General features: G+C 63.1%; 17 protein-coding genes and 1 pseudogene. 6 read left to right on the top strand and 12 right to left on the bottom strand.

The genetic code is table 11. The features are described 5' to 3' along the window. Nucleotides 1-83: 83 nt before the first annotated feature. Nucleotides 84-1,535 carry a pyruvate kinase gene (gene pyk, locus IRZ56_RS07325; protein ID WP_196144339.1) on the bottom strand — a complete coding sequence of 484 codons (1,452 nt, stop codon included), beginning with the start codon at nt 1,533-1,535 and terminating at the stop codon, nt 84-86. Between the two features lie 182 nt (nt 1,536-1,717). Between pyk and IRZ56_RS07320 the strand changes: the two genes are divergently transcribed. From IRZ56_RS07320 to sbcB, 3 genes are all read left to right on the top strand, one after another. Then, complete coding sequence (locus IRZ56_RS07320; protein WP_196144338.1) at nt 1,718-2,104, top strand: tetratricopeptide repeat protein; 387 nt, start codon at nt 1,718-1,720, stop codon at nt 2,102-2,104. Nucleotides 2,105-2,221: 117 nt separating this feature from the next. Continuing rightward, nucleotides 2,222-2,581, top strand: coding sequence for a PilZ domain-containing protein (locus IRZ56_RS07315; RefSeq protein WP_196144337.1), 360 nt, complete (start codon nt 2,222-2,224; stop codon nt 2,579-2,581). Nucleotides 2,582-2,670: 89 nt separating this feature from the next. Next, a complete protein-coding gene (sbcB, locus tag IRZ56_RS07310; protein ID WP_196144336.1) occupies nt 2,671-4,101 on the top strand; it encodes an exodeoxyribonuclease I in 1,431 nt (476 codons plus the stop codon). 64 nt (nt 4,102-4,165) lie between these two features. Here sbcB and mvaT read toward each other — a convergent pair whose 3' ends face one another. Further along, nucleotides 4,166-4,543, bottom strand: a complete 378-nt coding sequence (mvaT, locus tag IRZ56_RS07305) for a histone-like nucleoid-structuring protein MvaT (protein WP_084855845.1) — start codon at nt 4,541-4,543, stop codon at nt 4,166-4,168. Between the two features lie 305 nt (nt 4,544-4,848). On the opposite strand from mvaT, the gene purU reads away from it, so the two are divergent. Continuing rightward, a complete protein-coding gene (gene purU, locus IRZ56_RS07300; protein WP_196144335.1) occupies nt 4,849-5,700 on the top strand; it encodes a formyltetrahydrofolate deformylase in 852 nt (283 codons plus the stop codon). A gap of 206 nt (nt 5,701-5,906) precedes the next feature. On the opposite strand, the gene IRZ56_RS07295 is transcribed toward purU, so the two are convergent. The 5 genes and pseudogenes from IRZ56_RS07295 to IRZ56_RS23455 form a co-directional block, all read right to left on the bottom strand. Continuing rightward, nucleotides 5,907-6,899, bottom strand: a complete 993-nt coding sequence (locus IRZ56_RS07295; RefSeq protein WP_196144334.1) for a lysylphosphatidylglycerol synthase transmembrane domain-containing protein — start codon at nt 6,897-6,899, stop codon at nt 5,907-5,909. Then, nucleotides 6,896-7,660 (bottom strand): DUF2334 domain-containing protein, encoded by a 765-nt coding sequence (locus IRZ56_RS07290; protein ID WP_196144333.1) that lies wholly within the window; start codon nt 7,658-7,660, stop codon nt 6,896-6,898. The genes IRZ56_RS07295 and IRZ56_RS07290 overlap by 4 nt, the downstream gene beginning before the upstream one ends. Next, the gene (locus tag IRZ56_RS07285; protein ID WP_196144332.1) at nt 7,653-8,774 is read right to left on the bottom strand and encodes a glycosyltransferase family 4 protein; all 1,122 of its coding nucleotides are present in this window, start codon (nt 8,772-8,774) and stop codon (nt 7,653-7,655) included. The genes IRZ56_RS07290 and IRZ56_RS07285 overlap by 8 nt, the downstream gene beginning before the upstream one ends. 297 nt (nt 8,775-9,071) lie before the next feature. Continuing rightward, nucleotides 9,072-9,836 (bottom strand): methyl-accepting chemotaxis protein, encoded by a 765-nt coding sequence (locus tag IRZ56_RS23460; RefSeq protein ID WP_416764456.1) that lies wholly within the window; start codon nt 9,834-9,836, stop codon nt 9,072-9,074. A gap of 93 nt (nt 9,837-9,929) precedes the next feature. Next, nucleotides 9,930-10,946: pseudogene (locus IRZ56_RS23455) on the bottom strand (cache domain-containing protein); the annotation flags it as partial. Between the two features lie 167 nt (nt 10,947-11,113). Between IRZ56_RS23455 and IRZ56_RS07275 the strand changes: the two are divergent. Then, on the top strand, nt 11,114-12,589 hold the full coding sequence (locus IRZ56_RS07275; protein ID WP_196144330.1) for a helicase HerA-like domain-containing protein: 1,476 nt from the start codon (nt 11,114-11,116) through the stop codon (nt 12,587-12,589). A gap of 212 nt (nt 12,590-12,801) precedes the next feature. On the opposite strand, the gene IRZ56_RS07270 is transcribed toward IRZ56_RS07275, so the two are convergent. Both IRZ56_RS07270 and IRZ56_RS07265 read right to left on the bottom strand, forming a co-directional pair. Beyond that, nucleotides 12,802-14,274: an inorganic phosphate transporter gene (locus tag IRZ56_RS07270; RefSeq protein ID WP_196144329.1), complete on the bottom strand. Its 1,473-nt coding sequence runs from the start codon at nt 14,272-14,274 to the stop codon at nt 12,802-12,804. Between the two features lie 318 nt (nt 14,275-14,592). Continuing rightward, nucleotides 14,593-14,793, bottom strand: a complete 201-nt coding sequence (locus IRZ56_RS07265; protein ID WP_196144343.1) for a hypothetical protein — start codon at nt 14,791-14,793, stop codon at nt 14,593-14,595. Between the two features lie 566 nt (nt 14,794-15,359). Between IRZ56_RS07265 and pcaR the strand changes: the two genes are divergently transcribed. Further along, on the top strand, nt 15,360-16,235 hold the full coding sequence (gene pcaR, locus IRZ56_RS07260; RefSeq protein WP_230381285.1) for a pca regulon transcriptional regulator PcaR: 876 nt from the start codon (nt 15,360-15,362) through the stop codon (nt 16,233-16,235). Nucleotides 16,236-16,443: 208 nt separating this feature from the next. Here pcaR and IRZ56_RS07255 read toward each other — a convergent pair whose 3' ends face one another. The 3 genes from IRZ56_RS07255 to ttgB all read right to left on the bottom strand — a co-directional run bounded on the left by IRZ56_RS07255 (nt 16,444) and on the right by ttgB (nt 21,776). Further along, nucleotides 16,444-16,968, bottom strand: coding sequence for a DUF962 domain-containing protein (locus tag IRZ56_RS07255; RefSeq protein WP_196144328.1), 525 nt, complete (start codon nt 16,966-16,968; stop codon nt 16,444-16,446). Nucleotides 16,969-17,172: 204 nt separating this feature from the next. Continuing rightward, nucleotides 17,173-18,627 carry an AdeC/AdeK/OprM family multidrug efflux complex outer membrane factor gene (locus IRZ56_RS07250; RefSeq protein WP_196144327.1) on the bottom strand — a complete coding sequence of 485 codons (1,455 nt, stop codon included), beginning with the start codon at nt 18,625-18,627 and terminating at the stop codon, nt 17,173-17,175. Next, nucleotides 18,624-21,776 (bottom strand): multidrug efflux RND transporter permease subunit TtgB, encoded by a 3,153-nt coding sequence (gene ttgB / locus IRZ56_RS07245; protein ID WP_196144326.1) that lies wholly within the window; start codon nt 21,774-21,776, stop codon nt 18,624-18,626. The genes IRZ56_RS07250 and ttgB overlap by 4 nt, the downstream gene beginning before the upstream one ends. Nucleotide 21,777: the final 1 nt, after the last annotated feature.

Raw genomic sequence — 21,777 nt, 5'->3', positions numbered from 1 at the left:
GCTCCCACAGGGACGACGCCGATCGCCGAACCTGTGGGAGCCGGCTTGCCGGCGATGGGGCCGTCGCGCGGCCTTGAAGGCAATCAGACCAGCGGATCACCTACATGCAGGATCTTCATGCCGTTGGTGCCACCGATAGTGTGGTAGCTGTCGCCCTTGGTCAGGATCACCCAGTCGCCTTGCTCCACCAGGCCGCGCTTGAGCAGCTCGTCGACGGCTGCCTGGCTGACCTTGTCCGCCGGCAGTGAAGCCGGGTCGAACGCGATGGGGTACACGCCACGGAACAGCGAGGCGCGCGCCTGGGTGGCGCGGTGCGGCGACATGGCGAAGATCGGCACGTGCGAGCGCAGGCGCGACATGATCAGCGGGGTGTAGCCGCTCTCGGTGAGCGAGATGATCGCCTTGACGCCCGGGAAATGGTTGGCCGTGTACATGGCCGCCAGAGCGATGCTTTCGTCGCAGCGCTCGAAGGTGGTGTGCAGGCGATGGCTGGATTTCTGGCTGGTCGGGTGCTTCTCGGCACCCTGGCAGATGCGTGCCATGGCCTGGACCGCTTCGATCGGGTAGGCGCCGGCAGCGCTTTCGGCCGAGAGCATCACTGCGTCGGTGTTGTCCAGCACGGCGTTGGCCACGTCGGAGACTTCGGCGCGGGTCGGCATCGGGTTCTGGATCATCGACTCCATCATCTGGGTCGCGACGATCACCGCCTTGTTGTTGCGGCGAGCGTGCTGGATGATCTTTTTCTGGATGGCGATCAGCTCGGCGTCGCCGATTTCCACGCCCAGGTCACCACGGGCGACCATCACTGCGTCGGAGGCGGCGATCAGGCCATCGAGGGTCTCGTCGTCGGCCACGGCTTCGGCGCGCTCGATCTTGGAGACCAGCCAGGCGGTGCCGCCGGCTTCGTCACGCAGCTTGCGAGCGTACTCCATGTCCTTGGCATCGCGCGGGAAGGAGACGGCCAGATAGTCCAGGTCCATTTCCGCGGCCAGCTTGATGTCGGCCTTGTCTTTCTCGGTCAGGGCCGGCGCGGTCAGGCCGCCACCCTTGCGGTTGATGCCCTTGTGGTCGGACAGCGGGCCGCCGACGATTACCACGCAGTGCAGGGCATCGGCCGTGGCGGTCTCGACGCGCATGACCACACGGCCGTCGTCGAGCAGCAGTTCGTCACCGACGCCGCAGTCCTTGACCAGGTCGGGATAATCGATACCGACGATGTCCTGGTTGCCTTCGGTCAGCGGGTGGACGGTGGAGAAGGTGAACTTGTCACCGATCTTCAGTTCGATGCGCTTGTTGGTGAACTTGGCGATACGGATCTTCGGACCCTGCAAATCGCCCAGCAGCGCCACATGGCGGCCGTTCTTGGCGGCGATCTCGCGGATCAGGCGGGCGCGGGCCTTGTGCTCGTCCGGGGTGCCGTGGGAGAAGTTCAGGCGTGCCACGTCCAGGCCGGCGAGGATCAGCTGTTCGATCACTTGCGGCGAGTTGCTGGCGGGGCCCAGGGTGGCGACGATTTTGGTACGGCGGATGGTCATGCACAGACTCCTATAGTGAAGCGCAGCGAAAGGCTACTCCTGTATATCGCTGTAGTCATTGTTCCGTTGCACTACCTCCGTGTTCGGCAGGGTGGCATTTGAACGGGCCGGGGTATGCTTGCATGCCTGTGTGAAGATTTGCCGCGCCCGGCCGATACCCTGCTCATCAAAGGAGATTCCCCATGCGAGCCCTGATCGTTTTGGCCGTGGCGGCCAGTGTCGTCGGTTGTACCCGCTGGTCCATGGACCATCACCTGAACAATGCCTACCGCGCCTATGACCGTGGTGATTGCCAGCGCGTGATGCTGGAGTTGTCGCAGGTCGACCGCACCAGCCGGGCCCGGCCATTCATCCACCCCGAAGTCTCGATGCTGCGCGGCCAGTGTCTGGAGCGTCAGAAACTCTACGTGGATGCTGCACAGACCTACGAGTACCTGATCCAGCGCTACCCGCACAACGAGTACGCCTATCGGGCCAAGGCGCGCCTGCAGACCCTCGAGCAACTGGGCCATTACCGCCCGGGCGAGGCAGCACTGGCGAGCCCGGCGGCAGCTACACCTTGGCGTTAATACCAAGGTGTTCTTGCTTTCACCGAAACAGCCACAGGTGCTGAGCTAATCTGTTAATGGTTGTAACGTTCACCGCCAGTACCTTGTCTTCCTGGCATCAGGTACGGACCTCGCCACATGTTTATCCAACGTCATATAGAACGGCATCAGCTGCCTTGCGTACTCAAGGTCTACAACCGCTACACCGACCAGCCGATCGGCTACCTGGGCAACGCCTCTGAAGACGGCATGATGCTGATCAGCCAGTTGCCGGTGCTGGTGGGGCCGGATTTCGAGCTGCAGTTGCGCCTGCCGCAGGCCGGAGCTGGTAGTCAATGCATCGACCTGACGGCCAGTTGCCTCTGGTGCCGTGAAGATCAGACACCCGGGCACTACGACGCAGGGTTCATGTTGCTCAAGCCGCCTCGTGAGTACGAGGACTTCGTCCGGGCACTGCGTGACTACTTCAGTTTTCGCCCCATGAACGCCTCTGCATAAGGCGTAGGTAACGCGCTGCATCGAAGCGGGCATTCGAATTTGGCCAGCCAGGCCGCTAGACTCTGTCGACCTTGTTAAAGGAAGACCCCGTGAGCTCCAGCATTTTCTGGCACGACTACGAAACCACCGGCATCAACCCCCGTTGCGACCGTCCGCTGCAGGTCGCCGGCGTGCGCACCGACCTTGAGCTCAACGAGATCGAAGCGCCCATCAGCCTGTATTGCCGGCCCAGTGACGATATCCTGCCACACCCGGCGGCGTGCCTGGTGACGGGCATCACGCCCGCGCAGCTGGCCGCCAATGGCCTGGGCGAGGCCGAATTCATGACCCGTGTGCATGAGCAACTTGCACGCCCCGGTACCTGTGGCGCCGGATACAACACCTTGCGTTTCGACGATGAGGTCACCCGCTACAGCCTCTACCGCAATTTCTTCGACCCATACGCGCGTGAATGGCAGGGCGGCAACAGCCGCTGGGACCTGATCGATGTGGTGCGCACCGCCTATGCGCTGCGCCCGGAGGGCATCGTCTGGCCGCAACAGGACGGGCGCACGAGCTTGCGCCTGGAACTGCTCAGCAAGGCCAACGGCATCGACCATGGTCAGGCGCACGAAGCGCTTTCCGACGTGCGGGCAACCATCGCCTTGGCGCGCCTGATTCGTGAAAAACAGCCCCGGTTATATGACTGGTTGTTCCAACTGCGCAGCAAGCACAAGGTCATGGAACAGATTCGCCTGCTGCAGCCATTGGTGCATGTGTCGGGGCGTTTTTCCGCGGAGCGTGGTTACCTGGGGGTGGTATTGCCGCTGGCCTGGCATCCGCGAAATCGCAACGCACTGATTGTATGTGACCTGCACCTGGACACCGCGCCGTTATTGCAGGACAGCGCCGAAACATTACGAAAATGTTTGTATACGCGGCGCGACGAATTGTCTGATGGACAATTACCCGTGCCTCTGAAGTTGGTGCAGGTTAACCGTTGCCCAGTGCTCGCTCCGTTGTCGGTATTACGGCCTGTCGACCAGCAAAGGCTGGGCCTGGATATGACCCTCGTGCAACAGCGCGGCGAACAATTGGCCAGGCAGCAACACCTTTGGCAAGACAAGCTGGACGCTATTTACAGGGGGGATGAATTTGCCCCCAGTGAAGATCCAGAGCAGCAGCTGTATGACGGTTTCCTGGGCGATCGGGACCGTCGATTGTGTGAACAGGTCCGTAGCCTTGACCCTCGTCAGTTGAGGCAGGGGCATTGGATGTTCGACGATCCGCGAATGCCGGAATTGTTGTTCCGTTACCGTGCCAGGAACTTTGCCGAGACCCTGACGGCAGAAGAACAGCAACGTTGGCATCGGTTCTGCCAGCAACGCTTGAGTGACCCGCGCCTGGGGGCGCCGAATACCCTGGGTGACTTCGAACAGGCATGCCAGAGCGCCTGGAGTGCGGCGGACGATGCCGGGCGGCAAGTGTTGGACGCGTGGCGAACCCATGTCCAACAACTGAAAGCACAGTATCAGTTGTAGCGACCGCCCAATAAAAAACGCCGGCAATAGGCCGGCGTTTTCAGGGGTATTGCCTAGGCAACAATTAGTCCAGCAGGGTTGCCCAGCTTTCAACCACGTCACCGCCCCACTTGGCTTTCCACTCTTTCAGGGTCTTGTGGTTGCCGCCTTTGGTTTCGATCACTTCACCGTTGTGCGGGTTCTTGTATTGCTTGACCTTGCGGGCACGTTTGGTGCCGGTGGCCTTGACGGCACCGCGCGGCGCCTTACTCAGTTTGGACTCTGGATCCAACAGTGCGATCACGTCACGCAGGGACTTGGAGTATTCGCCCATCAGCGCGCGCAGTTTGCCTTCGAATTCCAGCTCTTTCTTCAGCTTGTCATCTTGGGACAGGTTGGCCAGGCGGGCCTGAAGTTCCTTGATGGCTTCTTCGGTGGCGCGGTATTCGTTGATCAGGGACATGGAGTGTTCCTTGAGTAGCATGTTCTAGGGATAACAGTTCGGTGCAATAATAGACAGGCAAAACTCGCAAGTAAACAATTAAAAGGACAATGAACTGTTAATTGTTGTGCGACAACGCAGACGTTGGGTTAAGAAATTTTTACATATCGATTGGTGAATTCATCATTTCCTACAGATATCGCCCACGACAGCGTTTCTCGGCGGGACACGCGGCGGCACGGCCAAGGGCCGGGGCAATCGATACTGCGTTTTTTTCGGCGGACCGCTAGAATGTGCGCCTTTGCGAAGTTTCCGGAGTCTCCTTCATGCGCACCTATCGACTGGTGATTGCCTGCCCCGACCGTGTCGGCATCGTGGCGAAAGTCAGTAATTTCCTGGCCTTGTACAACGGCTGGATCAACGAAGCCAGCCACCACTCCGATGAGCAGAGTGGTTGGTTCTTCATGCGCCATGAGATCCGCGCCGAATCCCTGCCGTTTGGCATCGAAGCCTTCCGCGAGGCGTTCGCGCCGATCGCCGAAGAGTTCTCCATGACCTGGCGGATCACCGATTCGGCACAGAAGAAGCGCGTTGTCTTGATGGCCAGCCGTGAATCCCACTGCCTGGCCGACCTGCTGCATCGCTGGCACACCGATGAGCTCGATTGCGAGATCCCGTGCGTGATTTCCAACCATAACGACCAGCGCAGCATGGTCGAATGGCACGGCATTCCGTTCTTCCATGTCCCGGTGGACCCGAAGGACAAGCAACCGGCCTTCGCCGAAGTCTCGCGCCTGGTCCAGGAGCACAGCGCCGATGTGGTCGTGCTGGCCCGCTACATGCAGATCCTGCCACCGCAGCTGTGCCAGGAATACGCCGAGAAGGTGATCAACATCCATCACAGCTTCCTGCCGTCCTTCGTCGGGGCCAAGCCTTATCACCAGGCGGCCCTGCGCGGGGTGAAGCTGATCGGTGCCACCTGCCACTACGTCACCGAGGAGTTGGACGCAGGTCCTATCATCGAGCAGGACGTGGTGCGTGTGACCCATGCCGACAGCATCGAGGACATGGTGCGGTTTGGCCGTGACGTGGAAAAGATGGTGCTGGCGCGCGGCCTGCGCTATCACCTGGAAGACCGCGTGCTGGTGCATGGCAACAAGACCGTGGTGTTCGACTGATAGCCATCGCCGCGATTTGGATTGCGCGGTTCTTGCCCGGCGATGGTGATATGGAGACCGGCCCAATCGCGGGACAAGCCCGCTCCCACAAGGCCTGCGCTGTCTTCAGAGATACCGCCGTACCTGTGGGAGCTGGCTTGTCAGCGATAGGACCGGGGCAAGCAACTCAAGGCAGTTGGCTCCCACAGGGGGGCGGTCCATGACACTCAGCGCGTCCGACGACGCCAGCGCTCGAGCAACGGACGCGCCAACAGGCAGACGAACACCGGCCCGCCCGCGATCAAATAGAAGTAATACGTCACCGCGCGCCAGATCAGGATCGCGGCGGCGGCTGTCGAACTGCCCACCAGGGGCGCGAGCAGGCTGGCCGAGGTCAGTTCGGCCGCTCCCGCCCCGCCGGGCAGCAGGCTGAACTGCCCTGCGCTGAGCGAAAGGATCTGCACCAGGAAACTGGGGATCCACGACAATTCCACGCCCAAGCCCCGCAATACCAGGTACAGCACGCTGTAGCGCAGGCTCCAGTGCGCGCAGGTCAGGGTGAAGACCAGCGCCAGGGTTCGCTTGGGCAGGCGCCAGGTGTCCGCCAGGGCATGCACGAAGCGCAACAGCTTGCGTGCCCAGCGCCGCCGACGCCGGTATGACATGCCCAACCGATATAGCAATCGCCCGTTCAAACGCATCACCGTGCGACGATAGCGCAGCAGCGTGACGACTCCGGCCAGTGCCGAGCACAGCAGCAAGGCGCTGCCCAGCAGCATGCTTTCCTGGGTGTGCCCCAGGCTGTGAAACAGGGCGTAGCCGGCAATGGCCAGCATGGCGCAGAAGAAAAACACCAAGTCATTGAGCTGGTCCATGGCGAACACGGCGCCGCTGTGTGCCGGGCCGATACGCTCGCGGGCCAGCAAAGCCATGAGTGTCAGGGGCCCACCGCTGCCGCCCGGGGTGGTGCAGATAGCGAACTCGGTGGCCATGATCACGCCCAGGCTGCGAACCCGACCGAGCCTGGCGCCCTGCTGGCCGAGCAGCAGACGCAGGCGTAGGGCATTGATCATCCAGCACAGCAGGATCATGCCCAGCAGTATCGCCATCAACCCGGGGGCGAAGGCCTGCAGGCGTGGCAGCAGGTCGCCGCCGCCCAGCAGGGCCGGCACCGACACGGCTACCAGCAGCGCCAGCCCCAGCCAGCCCAGGCGGTTCATGCGACAGCCTGGCGCGCCAGCCAGGCGGACTTGGTCAGCGGCTGTCGGCCTTGCTCGAGCAAGGCGTGCAAGGTGTGCAGCCAATAGTCGCGGGAGGCCCGATGGCGCATGTCCACCGGATGCAGCCCCAGGCGCAGGGTGGCGGCGTCGCGCCATCGCCGGCATTGCCAGTCGCAGACCATCCGTGACAGCCCACGACGCCAGGCGCTGCGAGCGCTCCACACCAGGCCGGGGGCCTCGATCGCGGTAAATTCTGGCAGGCGGTAGAGGTGCCGCGGTGTGCTGGTATAGCGCAGCGGTAGCCGGCGCAGGGCCTGGCGCGTGCCTTCGCTCATCAGCCAGGCGGGGGCGACGAAGCCGGCCACGGGCCAGGCATGGCGATGGAATACCTCCAGTCCGGCTTCCAGGCGCAGCAAGGCCTCGGTTTCATCCAGCCCATAGAACTCGCCTTCGTGGGTATATACCCGGCGCATGAAGAACTCGCCGGGGCTACGTGGTACCGGGGCGTCATCGGTATGGAAGTAGCCATGCAGGGCCAGTTCGTCCCCTTGCGCCAGACGCCGTTCGAGCAGGCGGCAGAAGGTCGGCGAGCGCGCCAGCGCGTTGCGGTGGTGAAAATCCGGCACCACCAGCCAGGTCATGGGCACGCCACCGAGCTGGTCCACGGCCTGGACGAAGGGCTGGTAATCCGGCCAGGTCTCGGGCGCGACGTCGTGCAGCACCAGCATCAGGCTGCGTGGCGCGGCGGCCGCTTCAACCATGGGCCCGCACCTGAGGTTGATGGCCTAGCACGGCCTGGTAGTGAGCGAGCAAGCCATCGACCACCTTGTCCCAGGCGTAGTGCTGTTCCACATGGCGGCGGGCCTGGGCGCCGAGGCGACGCACACCGGCCTCGAAAATTTCCCGCACTGCGGTGGCCATGGCCTGGCCGTCGTTGGGCCTGCACAGGCGCCCGCACTGGTCGGTGACGATCTCCCCGAAGGCACCGGCATGCACGGCCACCACCGGCGTGGCGCTGGCCATGGCCTCGAGGATGACCAGGCCAAAGGTTTCCTGGTCCCCGGCATGCACCAGCAAGTCGGCGCTGGCGAACAAGCGGGCGACCTCCTGGGGCGGGCAAAAGTGGTCGATGACGCTGACATTGCCCGGTACGTTGGTGGGCATGTTGGAACCGACCAGCAGCAAGTGGTAGTGGCGACCCAGGCGGCTCATGCAGTCGAGCAGCACCGGCAGGTTTTTCTCCCGCGAGCCGCGGCCGGCGAACACCAGCAGGCGGGTAGTGTCGGGGATGCCAAGCTCGGCGCGCAGGTGGGGGTCGCGGTGTTCGGGGTTGAAGGTGGCCAGGTCCACGCCCAGGCGTTGTACATGCACGTCCTTGACCCCGAGCCGGCACAGTTTGTCGGCCATCACCTGGCTGGGCGCCAGGACCCGATCGAAGTTGCCGTAGAGCTTGCTGACATAGGCCTCGACATTGGGGGTGAACCAGTTGCCCATGCGATTGCTGACCAACAGCGGCAAGTCAGAGTGATAGAACCCGATCACCGGCACGTCGAGCTTGCGTCGCGCCTCGAGGGCCGCCCAGGCGGTGAGGTAGGGGTCGCCGACTTCGATCAGGTCCGGTTGCAGGCGCCGCAGCACGTTGCACCAGGGGGCCAGGCGTACCGGGAAGCGATAGCCGTTGCCAAAGGGCAAGGGCGGTGCCGGCACCTGGTAGATGCCGTTGGCGTGGCTGGCGCTGGCGCCGGGGATCAAGAGGCTGTGACGCACGCCTGGCCTGGCGTCGAGTCGGCGATGTTTGGCATCAAGATAGGTACGTACGCCGCCGCTGGCTGGGGCGTAGAACATGGTGATGTCAGCGATGTGCACGATCAGCATCCCTCCGGGATCGTCTTCGGGTCTGTCATCTGGCGGTAATGGCCGTGATGACACGCCTAAAGGTTGACCTTCCTTAAGGATAGTTTGTTCGATCGGGATTCGAGGCGGGCAGGGCAGGCGTGACGCGTTCGGCGCCTTGAGTGCAGGAGCGGCCTTGTGCCGCGAAAGGGGCGCAAAGCGCCCCGTGGGTCTTGAGCCGATCACCGACAGCGGTCGGGACCATAGGCTTGGGATCCTGGGGCTGCCTTGCAGCCCTTTCGCGGCACGAGGCCGCTCCTACAGGAGGGGAGCGGTGAATCAGATGCGGAAGCTGCCGACCAGGTGCTTGAGTCGGCTGGCCTGCCGCTCCAGGTCGGCACAGGCGCGCAGGGTAGCCTGCAGGTTCTCGACGCCTTCCTGGTTGAGCATGTTGATCTCGTTGATGTCCATGTTGATCGAGTCGACCACGGCGGTCTGTTCCTCGGTGGCGGTGGCCACCGACTGGTTCATGCCGTCGATCTCGCCGATGCGCACGGTCACGCTGTCCAGGCGTTCGCCGGCCTGGTTGGCGATCTCCATGCTGTCCTGGCTGTGGCGCTGGCTTTGGCCCATGGTTTCGACCGATTCCCGAGCCCCCACCTGCAGCTCCTCGATCATGGCCTGCACCTGCTGCGCCGACTCCTGGGTGCGGTGGGCGAGGTTGCGTACTTCGTCGGCGACCACGGCGAAGCCACGGCCGGCTTCCCCGGCGCGGGCAGCCTCGATGGCGGCATTGAGTGCCAGTAGGTTGGTCTGCTGGGAGATGCTGGTGATCACCTCGAGGATCTGGCCGATGTTCACGGTCTTGTGGTTGAGCGTCTCGATGTGCGCGCTGGAGGTGACGATCAGGTCCGAGAGGCGGTTCATCGCCTCGATGTTGCGCTCCACCACCTGCTGGCCTTCTTCGGCCAGCAGCCGTGCAGAGGTCGCGTGCTGGGACGCTTGGGCCGCATTACCGGCGATTTCCTGGGCGGCGGCGCCCAGTTCGTTGATGGCGGCGGCGACGCTGCTGGTGCGGTTGGACTGCTCGTCGGAATTGGCCATCGACGAATTGGAGGCACTGATCACCCTCAGGGCCACTTCGTTGACGTGTTCGGTGGCCGAGGACACTTCGCGGATCGAGCCATGGATACGCTCCACGAAACGGTTGAATGCCGTGCCGAGGATGCCGAATTCGTCGTGCTGATGGATCTGCAGGCGCTTGGTCAGGTCGCCTTCGCCCTCGGCGATGTCTTCCATGGCGCGGGTCATCGTGTGCAGCGGTTGCATCAGCACACGGATCAGCAGGCCCAGCAGGGCGATGATGATGACCACCGCTACCAGCGTGGCGATGATCGCCGAAGTGCGGAAGGTGCTGAGCATGGAGAAGGCTTTTTCCTTGTCCACCGACAGGCCGATGTACCAGTTGGCCGAAGGCAGGCCCTTGATCGGCGTGAAGGTCAGCAGGCGGGCTTGGCCATTGGCCTGGACCTCGGTCAGCTCGCCGGAGAGCGTCGGGGTGCCCTCGGGGAACAGGTCGGCCAGCGATTTCATCACCAGCTCTTTATCAGGGTGCACCAGGATCTTGCCCTGGTCGTTGACCAGGAAGGCGTAGCCCATGCCGCCGAAGTCCAGCGAGTTGATGATCTGCACCAGGCCATCGAGGGCCAGGTCGCCACCGACCACGCCGACATTGGCCGATACCTTGCTGAGGATGCCGATGACCATCTTGTTGGTGGTTAGGTCGATATAGGGCTCGGTCAGCATGGCGCCATTGGCGTTCATGCCGTCCTTGTACCAGGGGCGTACCCGTGGGTCGTAGCCATCTGGCATCTTCGAGTCCGGGCGCACGCTGAAGCCGCCGTCCACCTTGCCCAGGTAGACAGTGAGGAAACTGGAAAGCAGGGCCGGCTGGCCCATGAAAGTTTCGGCATTGGCGGGATTGTGTGCGATGTTCTGTGCCAGGTTTTCCACCAACTTGATACGGCCGTCGAACAGGTTGCGAATAGTGGTCGACGTCGACTCGCCCATTTCAGCCAGATAATTCTCCAGGTCGTCGCGAATCGCATTACGCTGGAGATAATCGTTGTAGAGGGTGAACAGGCTGAAGGCGACTATCACGATCAATGATGCCGCCAAGAGTATCTTGTGGCTGAAACGAAGGCTTTTGTTCATGGCGTGGTCCGCTAAGGTTTTTATCGGGTCGTTCGCACGAAGGCAGCTTGAAAACAGTGCAACAATGCCCGCAGGTCCTTTTCGGGTTGTTCCTGTCTTTCGAAGTGAAATATCACCCAGGGGTATCGGCCGTTACGCGGCAAAGCTTGAATAGAGGATGAAAGAAGATGTCGGATTCTTCGCAAATCGTTGTAGGAGCGGGCACGGATGGCCAGCCCGTAGGCCAGGCCATGCGCCTGGCCAACCGCCACGGGTTGGTGGCCGGTGCCACGGGGACGGGCAAGACCGTGACCCTGCAACACCTGGCCGAGGCTTTCAGCGATGCCGGCGTGGCCGTGTTCGCCGCCGATGTGAAGGGGGACCTGTGCGGCCTGGGCGCGGCCGGTTCGCCACAGGGCAAGGTGGCCGAGCGTATTGCCGGCATGCCCTGGCTGGGCCATCGGCCCCAGGCCTACCCCGTCACCCTGTGGGATGTCGCCGGCCAGTCGGGCCATCCGTTGCGTACCACCCTCAGCGAAATGGGGCCCTTGTTGCTGGGCAACCTCCTGGAGCTGACCGACAGCCAGCAGGCAGCACTGTACGCCGCGTTCAAGGTGGCCGATCGCGAGGGGCTGCTGTTGCTCGACCTCAAGGACCTCAAGGCCCTGCTCGGGCACCTGAAGGACAACCCGCAGCTTTTGGGTGACGATGCCGCGCTGATGACCACCGGCTCCACCCAGGCGTTGCTGCGCCGCCTCTCGACCCTGGAGCAGCAGGGCGCCGAGGCCTTGTTCGGCGAGCCGGCCTTGCAGTTGGAAGACTTGTTGCGCCCGGACGGTGACGGCCGCGGGCGTATCCACCTGCTCGATGCCAGCCGCCTCGTGCATGAAGCGCCGAAGGTCTACGCGACCTTCCTGCTGTGGCTGCTGGCCGAATTGTTCGAACAACTGCCGGAGCGTGGCGATGCCGACAAGCCGGTGCTGGCATTGTTCTTCGACGAAGCCCACCTGTTGTTCAATGGCACGCCGAAGGCGCTGCAGGATCGTCTGGAACAGGTCGTGCGGCTGATCCGCTCCAAGGGCGTCGGTGTGTATTTCGTCACCCAGTCGCCGGAAGATTTGCCGGACGCGGTGCTGGCGCAACTGGGCTTGCGTATCCAGCATGGGCTGCGTGCGTTCACCGCCAAGGAGCAGAAGTCGCTGCGGGCGGTGGCCGACGGCTTCCGGCCGAACCCGGCGTTCGATGCGCTCAGTGTGCTCACCGAGCTTGGGATCGGCGAGGCGTTGGTCGGTACCTTGCAGGACAAGGGCACGCCGGAAATGGTTCAGCGGGTGCTGGTCGCCCCGCCGCAGTCGCGGATCGGGCCGTTGACCGAGGCCGAGCGCAGGGCCTTGGTGGCTGGGTCACCGCTGGCCGGGCGCTACGACAAGCCGATCGACCGGGAGTCGGCATATGAAATGCTCACGGCACGCAAGGGCGAGCCGGTGGAGCCGGCGCCGCAGCCGCAGGCCGACGAGGAAAGCTTCGCCGACAAGGCGGGCGAATTCCTGCAGAGCGCAGCGGGGCAAGCCATCAAGTCGGCGGTGCGTCAGGCGGCCAACCAGCTCGGCAGGCAGTTGGTGCGGGGGCTGATGGGGTCGTTGCTGGGAGGCAAACGGCGGTAACGAGCAAGAACGAAAAGGCGCCTCGGAGGCTAATGCCGGTCAGTTAAGGACGCGGGGCGCTGCGCGCCCATCGCCGGCAAGCCGGCTCCCACAGGTCAAGGCTGACGCGTTACTTGTGGGAGCCGGCTTGCCGGCGATGGGCGTGCAGCCGATAAGGCTTAACTGACTGGCATTCGCCTCGAAGGCGCCTTCTTCCATTACAGCGGGAGCGTTCAGCTGATCGCCTTGGAGGCCAGCCAGAACAGGCCGGCGGCCAGGCCCATCGAGGCCGGCAGGGTCAGTACCCAGGCAAGCAGGATGGTTTTCACCGTGCCACCTTGCAGGCCGCTCTTGTTGGCGACCATGGTGCCTGCCACGCCCGACGACAGCACATGGGTAGTCGACACCGGCAGGCTGAAGATATTGGCCATGCCAATGGCGCAGGCTGCAGTGATCTGCGCCGACATGCCCTGGGCATAGGTCATACCTTGCTTGCCGATCTTCTCGCCAACGGTCAGGACCACGCGTTTCCAGCCGACCATGGTGCCCAGGCCCAGGGCCAGGGCAACGGCCACGATCACCCAGAACGGAGCGTATTCGGTGGTGGCGGTCAGGTCTTTGCGCAGTTTTTCCAGGTCGGCCTTTTCACGGCTTTCCAGGCCCGGCAGCTTGCCGACCTTCTTCGCGGTGTCGTCCAGGCAGAGCAGGTAGCGACGCACTTCGACACGCTTCTCGGCGCTCAGGTCGCGGTAATCGGTCACGCCCTTGAGCGACGATTGCAGGGCAGCGATGGTCGGCTCGGTCTGCTGCGGGTTGCAGCTGAACTGCTCAGGCAGATCGGTCGACTTGGCCTTGCCCAGCGCCAGGAACTCGCCCAGGGTGGCTGCGTTGCGTTCGTAGAACTGGCTCATGTGCAACGTGGCGTCGCGGGTGCGCTCGATCTGGTAGGTGGTGCTGTTCAGGTCGAGGACGAACTTCGCCGGGACGATACCGATCAGCACCAGCATGATCAGGCCGATGCCTTTCTGGCCATCGTTGGAGCCGTGCACGAAGCTCACGCCCATGGCGGAAATCACCAGTACCAGGCGGTTCCAGAAAGGCGGGTGCTTCTTGTCATCGAGCTTGCGACGCTGTTCGGGGGTCTTGTGCATCTTCGACAGCGGGCGCCACCACTTCAGGCCGATCAGCACCAGGGCCGCGACGGCGAAACCGGCCATCGGCGAGACCACCAGCGACAGGGCGATGTCGATCGCCTTCTGCCAGTTGACGCCATCGCCCAACGGGATGTCGTTGAGCAGGGCGTTGGCCAGGCCAACGCCGAGGATCGAACCGATCAGGGTGTGGGAGCTGGACGCCGGGATACCGAAGTACCAGGTGCCAAGGTTCCAGGTGATGGCCGCGGCCAGCAACGAGAAGACCATGGCCAGGCCGTGCCCGGTGTTCACATTGATCAGCAGCTCGACCGGCAGCAGGTGGACGATGGCGTAAGCCACCCCGACACCGCCCAGCAGAACCCCGAGGAAGTTGAACACGCCGGAGAAGAACACGGCCAGGTGCGGCGGCATGGCTTTGGTATAGATGACGGTGGCTACCGCGTTGGCGGTGTCATGAAAGCCATTGATGAACTCGAATGCGAGCACGAAGGTCAGAGCGAGCAGCAAGCTCACCAGCACCCACGCATCCAGTCCGCTGAATAATTCGATCATGAAGGTTGTCTGGCGGTCATAGGGGGGCGCGATTATGCCAGAAAACCTTGGCAATCGATGCCCCCGCGACGAACCGATGACGCCCCCGTCGACCGCCACGAAGCGCAACGCAAGGCCAGCTGCTGCCCGATTTCGATGGCTAACGGCGGCTAAATCCTGCGAAATAAACGGAAAAATCACAAATTTTGCGCGCGCCTGACGATTCAAACGCTTGTATTAAATTTGTGTGATTCCGTTTCGTTCCTGGCTTTTCGGTAAAAAAGCCTACGCGTGCCACTGCTCAAGGGCGAAGGGTGCGCGGTGCCTTGAGGGGCTGGGTCAGCTGTCTTCGCTGCGCAGTTCCTTTTCCATTTTTTCCAGTTCTTGGGCGAAGACCTGGTCTTGGACCGTGGCACGCTTGCGCCAAGGTTTGCGCTCCGGTTCCGGTTGCGCGGCATAGGTGGTGACTTCGCCACCGTAAACATCCTTGTAACGTTCAGCCTGGCGCTCGAGTTCCGCGCGCAGTTCTTCTTTCGTCACAGTCATACCCGAATAGTTTGAAGTTTTGCGCTGGCCTTCGTCATGCAAAGTTATGCATACGGCTACGCCGCCAGTGCGAACAGGTTGTCGTAGCGACAGTATTCAATACGGAACAGGACACCTGGAAAGTGATACAGGCCTTGGGCCCTGCACGTGGCTTGCTGGCGGGAACTCGATAGGGGATGCCGGATAGGGCCATGCCGAAGTGTTCGGTCCGGGCCAGCAGGCTCGATTATAGCAACCCGCAAGTCAATGGCTACCTACTTTAGGCGACAACACCAAGCCACTGCAAAGTTTACGCATGGCGTGTTTCACAATTGGGTAAGCCTTGAAAGTTTGAGGCGCAGTGGCCTCGAAAGTTCTTACAAACTGCAATGAAATGAAAAACGGCCTCGGGGTTAGCGAGGCCGTTGCCTGGGGACTTCTACGGTGGGTACCTGACCAGTCTCTCCAAAGAAGCCACATGTGGCAGGAGAAAGGTATAAGCAAACGTGTCAGCGGTCAATTGCGATTATCGGCCGTTGGTTCGATAATCGCACAAGCGAGCGATTTTTTTGAGGTAAGCCATGAGCGAAGAAACCCAGGCCCAGGACCCCACCAACCCGGAGCCGGCCCGTCCTGCGGCGCCCGCGCTGGCGCCGCCGATCGTGGCCTCACCGGCCAAGCGCATCCAGGCGTTCACCGGTGACCCTGACTTCATGACCTCCCTGGCCCGGGGGTTGGCGGTCATCCAGGCGTTCCAGGAGCGCAAGCGTCACCTGACCATCGCCCAGATCAGCCACCGAACCGAGATCCCCCGGGCGGCGGTGCGTCGTTGCCTGCATACACTCATGAAGCTGGGCTACGCGACCACCGATGGGCGCACCTATTCCCTATTGCCCAAGGTCCTGACCCTCGGGCATGCCTACCTGTCGTCGACGCCGCTGGCGGTGTCCGCGCAACCGTACCTGGACCGCATCAGCGACCAACTGCACGAAGCGGCCAACATGGCGACCCTCGAAGGCGACGACATTCTGTACATCGCCCGCTCGGCCACCGTGGAGCGTCTGATTTCGGTCGATCTGTCGGTTGGCGGCCGCTTGCCGGCCTATTGCACCTCCATGGGGCGGATCCTGTTGGCGGCGTTGGACGATGCGAGCCTTCGGGAATACCTGGAACGTGCCGACCTCAAACCCCGTACCAGCCGCACCCTGCATGACCCGGAGTCACTGTTCGCCTGCATCCAGCAGGTGCGTGCCCAGGGCTGGTGCGTGGTCGACCAGGAACTGGAGCAAGGTTTGCGTTCGATTGCCGTGCCGATCTATGACGCCTCGGGGCAGGTGCTGGCGGCGCTGAACGTCAGCACGCACGTGGGGAGGGTTACCCGCAGCGAACTGGAGCAGCGTTTCCTGCCGATCCTGCTGGCGGCCAGCCGGGACTTGTGTCACCAGCTGTTTGGGTAGGTTGTCGATTCGGGCAGGCAGGTCTGCTACACCAATCCCTTGGTATGAGCGGCAGGCGCGAAGGCCTGGCGAGTGGCACTGGCGATCGAGCGTGTTCGACGGGACATGACGCATCCCCTGTAGGAGCGGCCTCGTGCCGCGATCAGGCACGAGGTCGCTCCTACAGTGAGTCTAGGTGTGTTGCAGGAGTGAGTCGTGTGCCGCCTTGTCAGGCTGCGGCGTTCTTCTGCCGTACCGCCACCGGCCCGGCATTGGCCTCCACCGCGCGCTTGAGCGCCGGGCACAGCCCGAGCATGAACGCCAGCTCCGCCACGACGAACAGCGGACCGACGATCAGCCCGCTGACATCGTCGACGAATGCTGGCTTGCGGCCTTCGTAGTAATGCCCGACGAACTGGATGATCCAGCCCACCACGAACGCCCCCAGCCCGGCGCTCAACCATAGCCCGGTAGCCTGTATTGCCAGCACTTGGCCAAGCCACAGGCACAACCCCAGCAGCGCACCCATGACCAGCCCGAAACGCAGGTCCAGACGCAGGTAGAACCACACCGATGCGGCGGCCACGAGCAGTGCCGGCGAGAACCAGATGCCGGCCAGTTCCCAACCGGGACGTGACAGCAGGACGGTGACCGCCAATACGATCAGCGGGATGCCGATGAAATGGGTGGCGATATTGCGTGGGTCGCGGTGGTAGGCCGCGTATTGGCTCAGGTGGTCGACGAGGCTTTTCATGGTTGTTCCTCCCTGTGTGGCTCCAGGCTCACCCTGTGGGAGCGGGGCTACCCGTGAATGAACCGCCATGGCATGAGCATAGCGCCCGACCATCGGAGCTGGAACCGTGCGTGGGTAATGGGCCTTAATCACCGCGGCGAATGGGCAGCCCTCTAAAAACGAAAAAGCCCACCGCGAGGGTGGGCTTGATGCATTGCAGGGCGATCAGCCTTTCGGCGACTGCACCGCGGCCTGTTGGTTGGCTTGGCCGGTCTGTTCCAGCCAGCCGCCACCCAGGGCCTTGTACAGGTTGACCTCGCTGACCAGCTGCGAGAGGCGGTCGCTGATCAGCGCCTGCTGCGCGCTGAACAGGTTGCGCTGGGCATCGAGGAAGGTCAGGTTGCTGTCGATGCCGATGCGATAGCGGCGTTCGGCCAGGCGGTAGTAGTCCTGGTTGGCGGCCACCAGGTCGCGTTGGGCCTGCAGCTGTTCTTCGAACGTCTTGCGCGCGGCCAGGCCATCGGAGACTTCCTGGAAGGCGGTCTGGATGGTCTTTTCGTACTTGGCGACGTTGATGTCTTTCTGAATCTTCGAGTAGTCCAGGCTCGCCTTCAGGCTGCCAGCGTTGAAGATCGGCAGGTTGATCTGCGGCTGGAACAACCAGGTGCCGGAGCCGCCCTTGAACAGCCCGCCCATGTCCGGGCTCAGGGTGCCGGCATTGGCGGTCAGGCTGATGCTTGGGAAGAACGCTGCCCGGGCCGCGCCAATGTTGGCGTTGGCCGCCTTGAGCAGGTGCTCGGCCTCCTGGATGTCCGGGCGGCGTTGCAGCAGCTCGGACGGCAGGCCCGCCGGAACTTCGGCCAGCTGATCTTCGTTGAGCTTGAGCGGTGCCGGCAGGTCGGCCGGTACGCCGGTGCCCAGCAGCACGGTCAGGCTGTTCAGGTCCTGAGCGACCAGGCGCTGGTATTGCGACAGCTTGACCCGGGCGCCTTCCACGGCGGTGCGTGCCTGGCTCAGGTCGAGCGCCGAGGCCACGCCCACTTCGTTGCTGCGGCGGGTGAGGTTGTAGCTTTCCTCGTAGGTCTTGAGGGTTTCCTCGGTCAGCTTGAGCAGAGCCTGGTCGGCCTGCCAGGTGTAGTAGGCGTTGGCCACGCTGGCCACTAGGCTGATCTGCGTGGAGCGGCGGGCCTGCTCACTGGAGAGGTAGGTCTCCAAGGCCTGCTCGGTCAGGCTGCGTACGCGGCCGAACAGGTCCAGCTCATAGGCACTCACGCCCAGCGTCGCCGAGTACTGGCTGGTGATGGCCGCCTCGCCGGTCTGCGACATGTTCGCCGGTACCCGCTGGCGGCTGCCGCTGCCATTGGCCGAGACCGCCGGGAACAGGTCGGCCCGCTGGATACGGTACTGGGCCCGGTAGGCGTCGATGTTCAGTGCCGCGACGCGCAGGTCGCGGTTGTTCTCCAGGGACGTCTGGATCAGCTTCTGCAGCGCCGGGTCGTGGAAGAACTGGCGCCAGCCCTGCTCGGCGGCAGCCACGTTGGCCGACTCGGTCGGGGAATACGCAGGGCCTTGCGGCCACTGCGCAGCCACCGGCGATTCCGGGGTCTGGTAGTCAGGGATCAGCGAGCAGCCGCCAAGGATGAAAGCGGTCACCGCCAGGGATAACAAAGACTTGGTCATTGCCCAGCCTCATAACGAGTAGTTTCAGGGGTGGCGTCGGATTCAGGCTTCTTGCTGCCGAACAACGACGACACTGCTACGAAGAACAGCGGTACCCAGAAGATAGCCAGCACGGTCGCACTGATCATGCCGCCGATCACCCCGGTGCCGATGGCGTGCTGGCTGCCCGAGCCCGCGCCACTGGCGATGGTCAACGGTACCACGCCGAGGATGAACGCCAGCGAGGTCATGATGATCGGACGCAGACGCATGCGGCAGGCCTCGATGGCCGCGTCGAACAGGCTGCGGCCCTGCTCGTGCAGTTCCTTGGCGAACTCGACGATCAGGATCGCGTTCTTCGCCGCCAGGCCGATGGTGGTCAGCAGGCCGACCAGGAAGTACACGTCGTTGGACAGCCCGCGCAGGCTGGTGGCGATCAGCGCACCGATGATGCCCAGCGGTACGACCAGTACCACGGCGATCGGGATCGACCAGCTTTCGTACAGGGCCGCCAGGCACAGGAACACGAACAGTACCGAGAGGGCGAACAGCGCCGGCATCTGCGAGCCGGAGAGTTTCTCCTCGTAGGACATGCCGGTCCAGGAGTAGCCGATGCCCGCAGGCAGTTCGCCGGCGATGCGCTCGACCTCGGCCATGGCTTCACCGGTACTGTAGCCCGGCGCCGGGGCACCGAGGATCTCGACCGCTTCCACACCGTTGTAGCGCGACAGCTTCGGCGAGCCGTAGGTCCACTCACCCTTGGCGAAGGAAGAGAACGGCACCATCTCGCCGGCGCCATTGCGCACGTACCACTTCTGCAGGTCTTCCGGGCTCATCCGGGCGCTGGGTTCACCCTGGATGTACACCTTCTTGACCCGACCGCGGTCGATGAAGTCGTTGACATAGCTGCCACCGAGGGCGATCGACAGGGTGTTGTTGATGTCGGCGATGGTCACGCCCAGGGCGCTGGCACGTTCGTCATCGATGGTCAGCTGGTACTGCGGTTCGTCGTTCAGGCCGTTCGGGCGCACGGCGCTGAGCACCTTGCTCTGGGCGGCCTTGGCCAGGAACTGGTTGCGTGCTTCCATCAGCTTCTGGTGGCCGACGCCGGCACGGTCCTGAAGGAACACGTCGAAGCCGGTGGCGTTACCCAGTTCGAGTACCGCAGGCGGTGCGAAGGCGAACACCATCGCGTCGCGGAAGCTGAAGAAGTGCTGCTGGGCGCGAGTAGCGAGGTTGAACACGCTGTTCTCGGCCGAACGCTCTTCCCATGGCTTGAGCATGATGAATGCCATGCCCGAGCTCTGGCCACGGCCGGCGAAGTTGAAGCCGTTGACGGTGAACACCGACGACACGGTATCGGCTTCGTCCTTGAGCAGGTACTCGCGCATCTGGTCAACCACCACCTGGGTGCGCTCGGCACTGGAGCCCGCCGGGGTCTGCACCTGGGCGAACAGCACGCCCTGGTCTTCTTCCGGAAGGAATGCGGTGGGGATGCGCATGAACAGCCAGATCATGCCGACCACGATCAGTGCATAGGCCAGCAGGAACGGTACCTTGTTGCGCAGGATGGTACCGACGCTGCGCTCGTAACCTTGTACGCTGCGGTCGAAGTTGCGGTTGAACCAGCCGAAGAAGCCGCGCTTGGCCACATGGTGCTCGCCCTTCTTCAGCGGCTTGAGCATGGTGGCGCACAGGGCCGGGGTGAAGATCAGCGCAACCAGCACCGACAGGCCCATGGCCGAGACGATGGTGATCGAGAACTGGCGGTAGATCACGCCCGTGGAGCCGCCGAAGAACGCCATGGGCAGCAGTACCGCCGACAGCACCAGGGCGATACCCACCAGGGCGCCCTGGATCTGCTCCATCGAGCGCTTGGTCGCCTCCTTGGGCGGCAGGCCCTCCTCGGACATCACCCGCTCGACGTTCTCCACCACGACGATGGCATCGTCCACCAGCAGGCCGATGGCCAGGACCATGGCGAACATGGTCAGGGTGTTGATGCTGAAGCCCGCCGCGGCCAGGATGCCGAAGGTCCCCAGCAATACCACCGGCACGGTCATGGTGGTGATGATGGTGGCGCGGAAGTTCTGCAGGAACAGGTACATCACCAGGAACACCAGCACCACCGCCTCGATCAGGGTGTGGATCACGCCGCTGATGGACTCGGTGACCACCGGGGTGGTGTCATACGGGAACACGGCCTTCACGCCCGGCGGGAAGAACGGCTCCAGGTCGCTGATGGTCTTGCGCAGCGCCTTGGCGGTATCCAGGGCGTTGGCGCCGGTGGCCAGCTTGACCGCCAGGCCCGAGGCCGGGAAGCCGTTGTACTGCGCGCTGATGGCGTAGTTCTCGCCACCCAGGCCGACCTTGGCGACATCGCCCAGGCGTACCTGGGAGCCGTCGCTGTTGACCTTGAGCAAGATGTTCTCGAACTGCTCGGCGGTCTGCAGGCGGGTCTTGCCGATGATGGTGGCGTTGAGCTGGGTACCGGGCATCGCCGGCAGGCCGCCGAGCTGGCCGGAGGAAACCTGCACGTTCTGCGCGCTGACAGCCGTGCGCACGTCGACCGGGGTCAGCTGGTACTTGTTCAGCTTGGCCGGATCGAGCCAGATACGCATGGCGTACTGGGCACCGAACACCTGGAAGTCACCTACACCTGCGGTCCGCGAGATCGGGTCCTGCATGTTCGAGACGATGTAGTTGGACAGGTCGTCCTTGGTCATGCTGCCGTCTTCGGACACCAGGCCGATCACCAGCAGGAAGTTCTTCACTGCCTTGGTCACGCGGATACCTTGCTGCTGCACTTCCTGTGGCAGCAACGGGGTGGCCAGGTTCAGCTTGTTCTGCACCTGGACCTGCGCGGTGTCAGGGTTAGTGCCCTGCTCGAAGGTGGCGGTGATGGTCATACTGCCGTCGGAGTTGCTCTCCGAGGACACGTACCGCAGGTTGTCGATACCGTTGAGCTGCTGCTCGATGACCTGCACCACGGTGTCCTGCACAGTCTGCGCCGAGGCGCCCGGGTAGGTCACGGCGATGGCGATGGCCGGTGGTGCAATGCTCGGGTACTGGTTGATCGGCAGCTTCAGGATCGACAAGGCGCCGACCAGCATGATCACCAGTGCGATCACCCAGGCGAAGATCGGGCGATCGATAAAGAACTTCGACATG

The organism is Pseudomonas guariconensis, assembly GCF_015680235.1.
In the GTDB taxonomy this organism is placed as follows: domain Bacteria; phylum Pseudomonadota; class Gammaproteobacteria; order Pseudomonadales; family Pseudomonadaceae; genus Aquipseudomonas; species Aquipseudomonas guariconensis_A.
This window is presented reverse-complemented; position numbering and strand designations above follow the sequence as displayed.